13 protein-coding genes and 2 pseudogenes are annotated in these 12,097 nt (G+C 66.7%); 5 read left to right on the top strand and 10 right to left on the bottom strand.

The genetic code is table 11. The features are described from left to right. The first annotated feature begins 58 nt into the window (after positions 1-58). Entirely contained in the window at positions 59-733 is a 675-nt protein-coding gene (gene ribB, locus GJ630_RS18350; protein WP_191450637.1) for a 3,4-dihydroxy-2-butanone-4-phosphate synthase, read from the top strand. 136 nt (positions 734-869) lie between these two features. On the opposite strand, the gene GJ630_RS18345 is transcribed toward ribB, so the two are convergent. After that, positions 870-1,100 (bottom strand): hypothetical protein, encoded by a 231-nt coding sequence (locus GJ630_RS18345; RefSeq protein WP_008311264.1) that lies wholly within the window; start codon positions 1,098-1,100, stop codon positions 870-872. Between the two features lie 214 nt (positions 1,101-1,314). Between GJ630_RS18345 and GJ630_RS18340 the strand changes: the two genes are divergently transcribed. Next, positions 1,315-2,247, top strand: a complete 933-nt coding sequence (locus GJ630_RS18340; protein ID WP_014039324.1) for a branched-chain amino acid transaminase — start codon at positions 1,315-1,317, stop codon at positions 2,245-2,247. Positions 2,248-2,267: 20 nt separating this feature from the next. Here GJ630_RS18340 and GJ630_RS18335 read toward each other — a convergent pair whose 3' ends face one another. The 3 genes from GJ630_RS18335 to GJ630_RS18325 all read right to left on the bottom strand — a co-directional run bounded on the left by GJ630_RS18335 (position 2,268) and on the right by GJ630_RS18325 (position 5,254). Next, positions 2,268-2,927 carry a DUF502 domain-containing protein gene (locus GJ630_RS18335; RefSeq protein WP_014039323.1) on the bottom strand — a complete coding sequence of 220 codons (660 nt, stop codon included), beginning with the start codon at positions 2,925-2,927 and terminating at the stop codon, positions 2,268-2,270. 124 nt (positions 2,928-3,051) lie between these two features. Beyond that, a complete protein-coding gene (dgoD, locus tag GJ630_RS18330; protein ID WP_064287324.1) occupies positions 3,052-4,227 on the bottom strand; it encodes a galactonate dehydratase in 1,176 nt (391 codons plus the stop codon). Positions 4,228-4,369: 142 nt separating this feature from the next. After that, positions 4,370-5,254, bottom strand: coding sequence for a ketopantoate reductase family protein (locus tag GJ630_RS18325; protein WP_044951620.1), 885 nt, complete (start codon positions 5,252-5,254; stop codon positions 4,370-4,372). Between the two features lie 89 nt (positions 5,255-5,343). On the opposite strand from GJ630_RS18325, the gene GJ630_RS18320 reads away from it, so the two are divergent. Further along, a complete protein-coding gene (locus GJ630_RS18320; protein WP_014039320.1) occupies positions 5,344-5,901 on the top strand; it encodes a hypothetical protein in 558 nt (185 codons plus the stop codon). A 26-nt stretch (positions 5,902-5,927) separates the two neighbouring features. Here GJ630_RS18320 and GJ630_RS18315 read toward each other — a convergent pair whose 3' ends face one another. The 3 genes and pseudogenes from GJ630_RS18315 to GJ630_RS18305 all read right to left on the bottom strand — a co-directional run bounded on the left by GJ630_RS18315 (position 5,928) and on the right by GJ630_RS18305 (position 8,837). Beyond that, complete coding sequence (locus GJ630_RS18315; protein WP_008311270.1) at positions 5,928-6,230, bottom strand: rubredoxin-like domain-containing protein; 303 nt, start codon at positions 6,228-6,230, stop codon at positions 5,928-5,930. A gap of 116 nt (positions 6,231-6,346) precedes the next feature. Next, on the bottom strand, positions 6,347-7,555 hold the full coding sequence (metX, locus tag GJ630_RS18310) for a homoserine O-acetyltransferase (RefSeq protein ID WP_050037456.1): 1,209 nt from the start codon (positions 7,553-7,555) through the stop codon (positions 6,347-6,349). Further along, positions 7,552-8,837: pseudogene (locus GJ630_RS18305) on the bottom strand (O-acetylhomoserine aminocarboxypropyltransferase/cysteine synthase family protein). The gene metX and the pseudogene GJ630_RS18305 overlap by 4 nt, the downstream one beginning before the upstream one ends. A 143-nt stretch (positions 8,838-8,980) precedes the next feature. Here GJ630_RS18305 and GJ630_RS18300 point away from each other — a divergent pair. Then, entirely contained in the window at positions 8,981-9,940 is a 960-nt protein-coding gene (locus GJ630_RS18300) for a MoxR family ATPase (protein ID WP_050007727.1), read from the top strand. A 27-nt stretch (positions 9,941-9,967) separates the two neighbouring features. Here the strand turns inward: GJ630_RS18300 and GJ630_RS18295 are convergent, their stop codons facing one another. After that, positions 9,968-10,753, bottom strand: coding sequence for a TrmB family transcriptional regulator (locus tag GJ630_RS18295; RefSeq protein WP_044951617.1), 786 nt, complete (start codon positions 10,751-10,753; stop codon positions 9,968-9,970). Between the two features lie 194 nt (positions 10,754-10,947). Between GJ630_RS18295 and GJ630_RS18290 the strand changes: the two genes are divergently transcribed. Beyond that, positions 10,948-11,280: a multidrug efflux SMR transporter gene (locus tag GJ630_RS18290; RefSeq protein WP_050037452.1), complete on the top strand. Its 333-nt coding sequence runs from the start codon at positions 10,948-10,950 to the stop codon at positions 11,278-11,280. 96 nt (positions 11,281-11,376) lie between these two features. On the opposite strand, the gene GJ630_RS18285 is transcribed toward GJ630_RS18290, so the two are convergent. Beyond that, the gene (locus GJ630_RS18285; protein ID WP_014039314.1) at positions 11,377-11,772 is read right to left on the bottom strand and encodes a hypothetical protein; all 396 of its coding nucleotides are present in this window, start codon (positions 11,770-11,772) and stop codon (positions 11,377-11,379) included. A 44-nt stretch (positions 11,773-11,816) separates the two neighbouring features. Beyond that, positions 11,817-12,097: pseudogene (locus GJ630_RS18280) on the bottom strand (hypothetical protein); the annotation flags it as partial.

The raw sequence follows: 12,097 nt of genomic DNA, 5'->3' as shown, positions 1-12,097 counted from the left end.
GCGCCCGAAAAGCTCCGCGAGGTGCTGGAACTGGCCGACGGTGACGAGGTGATCGTGCATGTCTCGGAGTGAGGAAACCGCCGTTGACGCCGACAGCGTGGCCGACGCCGTCGCCGCCTTCGCCCGCGGCGAGCCGGTGCTGATCCACGACGCCGCCGACCGCGAAGGTGAGACCGACCTCGTCTACCCGGCCGGGGCCGTCAGCCCCGACGCCGTCGCCCGGATGCGCAACGACGCCGGCGGGCTCGTCTGCGTCGCGCTCTCGGACCGCGTCGCCGAGGCGCTGGAACTGCCGTTCATGCAGGAGGTCCTCGACCATCCGACGGCGGCCGACCACGACCTCGCCTACGACGAGCGCTCCTCGTTCTCGCTGACGGTGAACCACCGCGACACGTTCACCGGGATCACCGACGACGACCGCTCACTGACGATCCGAGAGTTGGCTGCCGCCGCGACGGACCCCGACCCAGAGGCGTTCAGCGAGGCGTTCCGGTCGCCGGGCCACGTCCACCTCCTCCGGGCAGCCCCGGACGGCCTGGCCGACCGCGAGGGCCACACCGAACTCGCGCTCGAACTCGCGGCCGCAGCCGACCAGCCAGAAGCCGCTGTCGTCTGTGAGATGCTGGACGATGAGACGGGCGCAGCGCTGCCCCCGGCAGCAGCGCGGGCCTACGCCGACCGCGAAGGGCTTGTGTACGTCGAAGGTGCCAGCCTGCTAGAGCGATTCGACTGATACTGGTGGCTGTAGCTGAGACAGAGTAGTCACCACTCCGTGCCGCAGAATTATTGAGAGAGCAACGTCCGACAGTGTGGGAAGCAGACAGCCAGTGTTTATTTCCAGCAATCACGGGACTGGACCGGTTTGCGAGTCAGAATGGAGTATCCGCCGCCGCTGCAAGTTGTCTGAGACCGCTGGCGACGAGGTACAGCGTCGCTCCAGTGAACAAAGCGATACCCACGGCCCGAGAGAGCCCGGGCACCGGTGATTCGACGACGCCGGAGAGATTTCGCGTGATGACCTCGGCCTGAATCAGGAGCAGGCCCAGCGGAAGCAACAGGACAGCGACGCTGCGGTGGAGCGACCGCTTCAGGGAGGACATGTGCGGTGCGGACGGCCAGATTCCACTAAAGCGTTTGTGCTCGCCGGGGCAGTGCTCCGTACTGGCCGTACGAGACAACACGACCCTGACCCGCGGGGGTATCGTCAACACTCTTAACCAAGGGAATCAATGGGGTAGATATGACACACGACGAGACAGCAGGAGGCATCACCCGCGGGCATCGCGACTGTCAACTCACCGGAGGGGTCGTGCGATGAGCGACCGTCCAGAGATGTTCGAGGGAACCGACCGCATCTGGATGGACGGCGAGTTCGTCGACTTCGAGGACGCTCAGACCCACGTCCTCACGCACGCGCTGCACTACGGGACCGGCGTTTTCGAGGGCGTTCGCTGTTACGACACCGAACAGGGGCCGGCCGTCTTCCGCTGGGAAGAACACCTCGACCGCCTGTACAAGTCCGCGAAGCCCTACGACCTCGACATCGAGTTCAGCAAGGACGAACTCACCGAGGCGACGACGGAACTCATCGAAACGGAAGGGTTCGAGTCGTGTTACATCCGCCCCATCGTTTACTACGGCTTCGATTCGCTCGGCGTGAGCCCGAAGGACTGCCCGACGAAGACCACCATCGCCGCGTGGCCGTGGGGCGCGTATCTGGGCGAGGAAGCGCTGGAAGAGGGCGTCGACGTGATGGTGTCGTCCTGGCGCAAGCACGCCTCCAGCCAGATTCCGACCAACATCAAGACGACGGGGCTGTACGTCAACAGCATGCTCGCCGGCGAGGAGGCCCGCCGGAACGGCTACACCGAAGCTATCGTCCTGAACAAGGAAGGCAACGTCGCCGAAGGGCCGGGCGAGAACATCTTCATGGTCCGGGACGGAGAAATCTACACGCCCGGACTGGCCGAGAGCATCCTCGAAGGCATCACCCGCAACACCGCAATCACGCTCGCCGAGGAGATGGGCTACACCGTCCACGAGGAAGCGACCATCTCCCGCGGTGAGCTATACACCGCTGACGAGCTGTTCTTTACCGGCACGGCGGCGGAGGTCACGCCCATCCGAAGCGTCGACGACAACGAGATCGGCGAAGGGACCAAGGGACCGGTCACCGACGAACTCCAGTCAGCCTTCTTCGACGTCATCGAGAGCGGCGACCGCGAAGAGTGGTTCCACTACGTCTGAGCGGGTACTGAACCGCGCGGCTAATCGTCCGCGAGGTCTTCCTCGTCGGCGACCGGAATCGGCGTGGCGGTACTACGGTCCGTATCGCCGAACCCGGCGCTGAGAATCCGTGTCAGCGCCTCTTCGACGCGCTCGTCGATTTCCTCGTAGCGGTGCGGTTCGACCTCGACGACGTAGCCGGTCGTGATGTTCGGCGCTGTCGGCAAGAAGAGCACCTCGCGGCCGTCCTCGGTCGTCTGGCCCGTTTTGAACGCGGTCATCCGCATCCCGTCCCACACTTCGAGTTTCACCGGCGCCTGGAGTTCTTCGGTTCCCCCGACAGCTGTCTCGACCGCCATCTTCGAGGCGTTGTACACCACCCGGAGCCCGGGGACGTGGTTCATCGCGTCGTCGATGGCCCGTTCGACGATGTCGCCGAAGGCCGTCCGCATCAGATAGCCGATAGAGAACACGATGAGGATGAAGATAATCAGCGTCGTGAACACCCGTGCGAGTTCGACAGACGACGTTCCCGAGGGGAGTCCGAGCGCCGCTAGCAGTTCGCCGTCAATCGCCGGGATGACCGCCGCGGACGCGAGGATAGAGTAGAGATAGATGATAACGTAAACCGTCACCAGCAGCGGCAACAGGATAATAAGGCCGCTCGCGAAATCGCGCTTCCACGACGTTGAGGAGGCCATACAGGTACGTATCGGGCGCGGAATATGAGCCCTTTCCTTTGGTGCGTGTCCGTGCTGCCGGTCTCACAGTTGTCCGGTGAGAGAGTGCGAGAGGATAGCCAGTTACCGATGAGGAGCCGCCGAGCTACCACTCGGCGACGCTGCCGTCGTCGTGTCGCCAGACGGGGTTGTGCCAGTCGACGTCCTGCTGGGACTGCTCCCGGAGGAACGCCTCGTCGATGTCGATAGCCAGTCCGGGGTCGGTGGGGACAGTGACGAACCCGTCCTCGTAGTCGAACACCGACGGGTCGGCAAGGTAGTCCAGCACGTCGGTGGTTTCGTTGTAGTGGATGTCGATGCTCTGCTCCTGGATGAGAGCGTTGGGCGAGCAGGCGTCGACCTGAACACAGGACGCCAGCGCGACCGGGCCGAGCGGGCAGTGCGGGGCCATCGCCACGTCGTAGGCCTCGGCCATCGACGCGATCTTGTACACCTCGGTGATGCCGCCGGCGTGGGAGAGGTCCGGCTGGATCACGTCGACGGCCCCGTCCTCGAACACCGCCTTGTAGTCCCAGCGCGAATACATCCGCTCGCCGGTCGCAATCGGAATGTCGGTGTGAGCCGCAAGCGCCGGCAGCGCGTCGTTGTGTTCGGGCAACACCGGTTCCTCGATGAACATCGGTTCGTAGGGCTCCATCGCGGACGCCAGGCGCTTGACCATTGGCTTCGTGACGCGGCCGTGGAAGTCGACGCCGATGTCGACCTCCGGGCCAACGGCCTCCCTGACCTCCCGGAGTCGCGTCGCGGCGGCCTCGACCGTGGCCGGGTTATCGACGCGCTCGATTTCGGGCGTTGCGTTCATCTTCAGCGCTGTGAACCCGGCGTCGACCTGTTCCCGAGCGGCGTTCGCCACGTCGGAGGGCTCGTCACCGCCGATCCACTGGTACACCCGAATCCGGTCCCGGGCCTGCCCGCCCAGTAGCTGGTGGACCGGCGCGCCGAGTTGCTTGCCCTTGATGTCCCACAGCGCCTGGTCGATGCCGGCGATGGCAGACATCAGGACCGGGCCGCCGCGGTAGAAGCCGCCGCGGTACATTGCCTGCCAGTGATCCTGAATGTTCTCGGGGTTTTCGCCGACGAGATAGCTGTCGAGCAGTTCCTCGACAGCCGCACGCACGGTGTGGGCCCGTCCCTCGACGACGGGTTCGCCCCAGCCAACAGTACCGTCGGCCGTCTCCAGTCGAAGGAAGAGCCACCGGGGCGGCACCTCGAACAGTTCGTAGTCGACGATGCGGTTCCCGGCCGCGTCGTCGGCTGTCATGCCAGTGGTCCCCTCGCTGTAGTACACGAAGCAGTCCCGCTGGGAGCACTACGCGGCGCGTCGAGCCGCGCTCCGTCGGTCTGTGGAGTCATGTGAGACACACATAGGAGACGTGTATATAGTCGTTGTGTGATTCCAGAACCTACCGCTCGCGGTGTCGCTCCCACGTACGGACGAGCCCGGCAAGCGTCTCGTTGACCGGGACCCGCTCGGTCGCAGTCTCGGCGACATAGCCGTTGATGGCATCTATTTCAGTTTGCTGACCGGCCGAGATATCCTGATACATCGACGAATGGTTGGCGGCGGTGTCGTCGACCACACGCTCGACGAGCGACACCGCACGCTCGTCGGGGAGGTCGATGCCCTGCTCCCGGGCGACAGCGGCCGTTTCCCGTACAGCGTCCGCCGCGATGTTGTCGGCCGGCGAGTCGGCCAGCGCGCCGTTCGCCACGCGGGCGAGCGCGGTCACAGCGTTGATACCGGCGTTGACCGCGAGTTTCTCCCAGAGGCGGGTCGGCATATCCGCTGCGACGGTTGTCTCGATACCGGCCGCACGGAACGCCGCCCCGACGTCGTCGGCGGTTGCGGACCGGCCGCCGTTGCGGTCCCCGAGTACGATGTCGCCGCGGCCGGTGAACGCCACGGTGCCCGGTTCCCTGAGCCGCGCGCCGTAGGAACACGTCCCCGCCAGCACCGGACAGTCGAGTTCGGCGGCTAACCGCTCCTCGTTGCCCATCCCATTCTGGAGCGAGAGGCAAGCGTCGAGCGTGCAGTCCGCGAGGTCCGCTGCAACGGCGGCGGTGTCGTAGGCCTTGACCGTCACCAGCGCGAGGTCGGCACGCTGTGGAATCGTCGTCTGTGCGCCCGGACGGACCCGGAACTCCTCGGTTCCCACCACCGACAGACCGTTCTCGCTAACGCTGCCGGCGTGTGGCTCGCGGCCCACGAGCGTCACGTCGTGTTCGCGGGCGAGCAAGCCACCGACGAGGCTGCCGAGGCTTCCGGCCCCGACGACGACGATATCCATACCGACGAGCAGGGACGGCCCGAACAAAAACCTACCACCGGCGTGCCGGAATCAGCACGCACTTGACCGGGAGCAACGAACGAGCGGCCATGGGCGACTCCGACGACGCCGAGGCGGTAGTTCGGGCCATCGACGAGATCGGTATCGACCGGCTGACCGAGACAATCGTCACGGCGTGGGAGGGCATCGGCGGCGGCGTCGAACCGGGACCGACCTGGCCGGAAGACGAAACCAGGCGTCGGTTCGAACTGTCCGACCCGGACGAAGCGGTCGGGCTGGACGTGCTCGCGGCGGTGCTGGACGCGTCACCGCGGTCCTCGGAAAAGGCGTTTGTCCACCTCGGTGTCGGCCGGCGAGACACCCCCCAACACGAACGGTTCGCTGTCGAGACGCTCGCGGGCCACACCGACGTGTCGGCTACCGACACCCACACGACCGGAACGGTGCCGATGACGGCAGAAACGTTCGACGCGCTGGCGCGCGTCTACGGGGGGACGCTGGTGTACGTAGTCATCGGTGATGCGGACGGGCACGCGGTTCTCGAACTCGACTGGACGACACTTCGGTTCTCGCTCCCGCCGTCGGCCGTCGAGACCGTGCGGGAGTCAGTCGGACCGGCCGTCGCCGAGCGATTCGAGCGGGCGTAAGCCCGGCCTGTCACGCGGGCGTCGCCTCAGTCCTCCTGCCAGTAGTAGATGTCTTCCTTGGGCGCGTTACAGGACGGGCATTCGTCGGGGATGTCCTCTATCTGGCCCATCTCGCCGCATTCCCAGCAGCGCCACATCAGTTCGGCCTCGCCCGCGGCCCCGGCGCTGAGATGCTCGCTCGACAGCGACTCGATGCCGTCCTCGACCGTGACGTAGAAGCCGTGTTCGTCGAACCCGCGGATGGTCCCGAGTGCGTCCCCGTCCTCGTCGTACACCGTCTGGCCGAACGAATACTCCTCGCTTTCGATGTTCGTGGTCATGTCAGCCATACATAGAGATAGTCGTTCCGAAATATGTTAAATGCTACCGTAAGACAGAATATGCATGATTGACGAGCCGAATCGGGGCCAGCGAACCCGCCTGTCGGCGAACGGCACTCGCGTCGCTACTGCGAGAACAGGCTGTTGTGGACGGGTGCGAAGTCACTCTCCTGGCTGTCCTCGACCACCGAGTCGGTGACGGCCTTGCCCGCGACGCCGTCGTCGAGGAAGTCCCCGAGCGGCGGCCCGACGTTGTCCGGTTCGACGAGGAACGCGTCGTGGCCGTGGTCGGAGTCGATGACGTGGTGGGCGACGTTCGCGTCGGCCGCCCGGAGCGAGTCGGCCAGCGCCTCCGCCTGCTGGGTGGTGAAGTGCCAGTCGGCGGTGAAAGACATCACCAGCGCGTCGCCGTCGAACGCCGCCAGCGCGTCCGCGTCGGACTCGAACCCGGCGGCGAGGTCGTAGTTGTCCATCGCCCGCGTCAGGTAGAGGTAGCTATTGGCGTCGAAGCGCTCGGTGAACTTCTCGGCGTTGTAATCGAGGTACGACTCCACGTCGCGGTACGGGAAGAACGCGCCCGCGGCGTCGGTGGGGAACGTGCGGACGGCGTCCCGGCCGGCGGCGCGGCGGCCGAAGCGGCGCTCCATCGACGCCTTCGAGAGGTACATCACATGGCCCAGTTGGCGGGCCAGCGCCAGCCCGTCGCTGGGCGGGTCCTGGTCCTCGCCGTAGTAGTGGCCCTGGTTCCAGTTCGGGTCGGTCGTGATGGCCCGTCGGGCGATGGCGTCGAGCGAGAGGCACTGTGTGTCCAGTCGCGCGGCCGCGGCGATGGGAACGATGCGGTCGACGTGGTCCGGGTGGCGCTTGGCCCACTCGATGACGTTCATGCCGCCGACGCTGCCGCCGACGACCGCGTGGAGGTGGGGAATCCCGAGTTCGTCGAGCAGCGCGCGCTGGGCCTCAGTCCAGTCCGTGACAGTGACCGGCGGGAAGTCGGTGCCGTAGGGCTCGCCCGTCTCCGGGTTCTCGCTTTTTGGCCCCGTCGACCCGTAGCACGAGCCGGGCACGTTCGCACAGACGACGTAGTACTCCGTGGTATCGATGGCCTTGCCCGGGCCGACGATGTCGTCCCACCAGGCGCGGGCCTGGTCGGCGCTGTCGACCCGGTCGCGGCCCGCGACGTGGGCGCTACCGGTCAGCGCGTGACAGACCAGCACCGCGTTGTCGCCGTCGAACTCCCCGTAGGCCTCGTAGGTGATTTCGAGATCCGGAATCGTCTCGCCGCAGTCGAACTCGAACTCGCCCAGCGAGACTGTGTTGTGTTCGACGTTCATGTGATTCGCTCGATTGTGTCGTCGATATCTGCGATGATGTCTTCTGGGTCCTCAATACCGACGCTGAACCGGAGGAGGTCCGGCGTGACGCCGCTGGCACGCTGTTCCGCCTCGCTGAGCTGGGCGTGGGTAGTCGAAGCCGGGTGGATGACCAGCGTCTTGGCATCGCCGATGTTCGCAAGGAACTGGGCGAGGTCCGTCTCCTCGCAGAACCGTCGACCGGCATCGTAGCCGGCTTCCAGCCCGAACGTGACGATGCCGCCGAACCCACCGGAGAGGTACTGCTGTGCCAAGTCGTGGGTCTCGTGGCTCTCCAGCCCGGGATAGGTGACCCAGGCGACATCGGGGTGGTCGTCGAGGTGCTGTGCGACGGTCATCGCGTTCTCGCAGTGGCGCTCCATCCGCAGGGAGAGCGTCTCGACCCCCTGAAGCGTCGCCCAGGCGTCGAACGGCTTCTGGCCGTCGCCGAGCGAACGGAGGGCGCGCTGGCGGGCGGCGACGGAGAAGGCGCGGTCGCCGAATGCCTCGGTGAAGTTCTTGCCGAAGGCCTCGTTCTCGCCGCCCAGTTCCGGGAACTTCTCGGGGTACTCGTCCAGGGAAGCGAGCCGCCGTCGACGAGGACGCCGCCGACGGTCGTTCCGGAGCCGTGGATCCACTTCGTCGTCGACTCCCAGAGGAGGTCCACGCCGTGGTCAAGCGGGTTACAGAGCGCCGGCGTCCCGAACGTGTTGTCGACGAAGACGGGGACGCCGTGGTCGTGAGCCACCTCGACGATGTCTTCCATCGGCGGGACCACGAGCGAGGGGTTCCCGATGGTCTCGAAGTGGACGTAGGCCGTGTCCTCGTCGATGGCCGCGGCGTAGGCGTCCGGGTCGAGCGTGTCGACGAACCGCGTCTCGATGCCCCGCCGGCTGGCGGCCTTCGAGAAGTACGAATGCGTGCCGCCATAGATAGAGGAGGCCGTCACGATGTTGTCGCCGTTGGCCGCGAGGACGAACGTCCCGGCGTCGAGCGCGGCCATCCCCGACCCCGTCGCGACGGCGTCGACGGCGTTTTCGAGGGAGGCGATGCGGTTTTCGAGCATCCGGACAGTAGGGTTGTCGAACCGCGAGTAGACGTTGCCGTCGTCCTCCAGCGCGTACCGGTCGGCTGCAGTGTCGGCGTCCTCGAAGACGTACGACGAGGTCTGATAGATGGGCGGCGCGCGAGCCCCCGTCGCCGGGTCCGGCTCCTCCTGGCCGGCGTGGACACAGCGCGTCCCGAATCCGTAGTCGTTGGTCATGTGCAGTATGCATATATCCCTAGCTATCTATAACTCAGAGTTACGGCAATACTCTCTTATTGTGATAAGATGGCATGGTATCGGTACGCCGACCGGTGGACCCGAGGGAGAGGGTATTTGTCGGTGGCTGTCTACACGCCGGTATGGACCACGACACTGCCGGACGAACCAGCCGACAGATCCTCGACGCGGTCGGCAGTGCCGTCATCGCCGACGACCACTTCCTCGAAACCGTCATGACCGGGGTTCTCGCCCGGGGGCACGTCCTGCTGGAAGACGTACCCGGCACGGGGAAGACGCTCACCGCCCAGTCGTTCGCGACGGCGCTCGATCTCTCCTTCAAGCGGGTGCAGTTCACGCCGGACCTGCTGCCGTCCGACATCACCGGCTCGAACGTGTTCAACGAGGCCACCGGCGAGTTCGACTTCCAGCCTGGCCCCGTCTTCGCCAACGTCGTGCTGGCCGATGAAATCAACCGCGCACCGCCCAAGACGCAGGCCGCACTGCTCGAAGCAATGGGCGAGAAGCAGGTGACCGTCGACGGCGTGACCCACGACCTCCCCGAGCCGTTCTTCGTCATCGCCACGCAGAACCCCGTCGAACAGGAGGGGACCTTCGGCCTGCCCGAGGCCCAGCGGGACCGCTTCATCGTCAAGACGTCGATGGGCTATCCCGACTTCGGCGGCGAGCGGGAACTCATCGACCGGCGGGCCGACCGGACGGCACAGGCCCCGAGCGTCACCAGCGTCATCGACGGCGAGCGCCTGCCGGCGCTCCAGCGGACTGTCGAATCAGTCACCGTCGACGGCACGCTCCGGGACTACGTCGTCGAACTCGGCCGGGCCACCCGCGAGGACGACCGCGTGGACGTCGGCGTCTCCCCGCGTGGTATTCAGCGACTGTTCGAGGCGACTCGCGCCGCCGCGGTCCTCGACGGCCGCGACTACGCCGTCCCGGACGACGTGAAAAGCGTCGTCGGGGAGGCGTTCGCCCACCGACTCGTCCTGACCGCCGACGCGGGCGTCCGCGGCGTCGACCCGTCGACGGTCGTCGATGATGTGCTGGACCGCGTCGAGGTGCCTGCAGTCAACCCTGGCCGCTGAGACGGGGGGCCGTCAGTCGGTTCCGGATTACCGCCCCAGCAACGGCTCCGCCTCGACCCACAGTCGCTCGAAGCGGGCCTCGAACGCCGCCGCGACCTCCGAATCGGTGATCCCGACCACGCCGAGCCTGTCGGCGGGCGAGAGCGGGTCCGGAACGTCGACCGTCACCGCCGCGGCGTCGATCACGTCGAAGGAGACCCCGACCGTCGGCACCGCCCGGACCGCCGCGTTGCGGTCGGCGAGCAGGTCGGGGAGCGACTCGGGAAGCACGTCGAGTACCGCCTCGCTACAGAGCAGGTCGACCCGCACGTCCTCGCCCACACCGTCGAGGAACGCGTCGACCTCGGTCTGGAGCGTCTCCCACGACGCGCGCTCGTACGGCGGACCGACGGTCGCCCGGACGTGCTCTCGGGCGGTCCTGACGTGCCGGCTCATCGCCGCCCGCATCTCCTCGCTTCCGAGCGATCCGAGCCAGAAACTGCTGTCGACGGGCGGCGCGGGCAGGAGGTCCGCCCTGACGGACGCGGCGACGGACCGGTACCGATCGAACTCCGATGCCAGTTCGCGGGTCCGCTCCGAGAGCAGCCTGTCGACGACCGTCTCCGGGTCGACGGGGGTGTACCGCGTCGGGTCAGTCGACTGGGTCCGGACTATCCCGCGGGCTTCGAGGCCGTTGAGCACGTCGTAGATCCGCCCCCGGGGGACGCCGCTCGCGTCGGAGAGGTCGCTCGCGGACACCGCACCGGTCACTAGCAGCGTCCGATACGCCGTCTCCTCGTAGTTCGAGAGCCCGAGTTCGGCCAGTTCGGTCATCGTCGGGTGGTCGAGCGGCCGGTACAAAGGTCCACAGGACCGGACTCGACGCGGGTGCGGCCGGCGCGAGGAGCGCCCCCGACGTGGGTTCCCTGCCACCGGAAGCGCCGCCAGGGCCGCCGAGCGGCCGAAACACACCGAAAGTGGCGGGGCGTTTCAGTACGTTCATCCCACCGCCGGCCGGCGTTCTCACTATGAATCCGTACGTGTTACTCGGGGCCGCAATCGCCTCGGAACTGCTCGGAACGACCGCGCTCAAGCTCTCGGAGGGGTTCTCGAAGCCCGTTCCCAGCCTCGGCGTCGTCCTTGGCTACGGTGTGGCGTTCTACCTCGTCTCGCTGACCCTGGAGGAGCTCCCCATCGGCGTCGTCTACGGGACGTGGGCCGCCCTGGGTATCGTCGGTGTCGCGGCCATCGGAACCGTCGTGTTCGACGAACCGGTCGACCCCGTCGGCGTCGTCGGGATCGCGCTCATCGTCGCCGGCGTGTACTGCCTCAACGTCCTGTCCTCGATGGCCGCCCACTGACTCATAGGCGGCGGAACCCATCGCTTTCGCCGAGGAAGTCGATGCCCGGCACCCGCTCGGCGTGAGAACGACACCGACCGGCGACGCTACTCACACTCAGCTCCGCTCGAACTCCCGTTCCCGCTCGTCCCGAGTCGCGTCCTCGACGTCCTCCAGCGTCTCCGTCTCCAGCAGCCGCTCCAGTTTCCGCTCGAACTGCTCGTCGGTCAGCTTCCCCTCGGCGTACCGGCAGCGCAGACGCTCCAGCGGTGTTTCGTCGCCAGTATCGCTCGACGGTGCTGGGTCCGCTTCCTCGATATCTTCCACCTCCTCGTCCGCATCGCCGTACAGCAGTTCGGTCAGCGGAACGACCACGACGTAGCCGACGAGCAGCGCCACGAGCCACCACTCCTGCCCGGTGAGGAGAGCAACGAGCCAGAACCCGGTGACCGCCAGGGAGGCGAGTTCCGTCACGTTGTCTCTGGCTCGCTCCAGCGGGGACCGGTCGGTCATACTGCTTGCTTGTCACCACACCACAATGGATTGTTCGGTGCGCCCTACCGTATCGCACCCACGAGTGCCAGCACGGCGACGAGACAGACCACGAGACCAGCCACGGCGACCGACGGCTCGACAGCGACGGAACCCCGGGCGACGCCGGCCAGACCCAGCGTCGCCGCCGCGCCGACGCCGCCGACCGCGACGGTTCCGCCGGTGTGGACGAGTTCGGTGCGGCGCGTCGCGGCCCCGGTGCCGACCTCGTGTCCCAGCGTCGTCCCGAAGGAACCGGCATCCCAGACGACGACCGCACCGACCAGCCCCGCAAGCACCAGCCACG

It is taken from the genome of Haloarcula sp. CBA1122 (assembly GCF_009741785.1).
Taxonomy (GTDB): domain Archaea; phylum Halobacteriota; class Halobacteria; order Halobacteriales; family Haloarculaceae; genus Haloarcula; species Haloarcula hispanica.
Note: the sequence above shows the minus strand (reverse complement) of the source record. Positions and strands in the feature narration are given on the sequence as shown.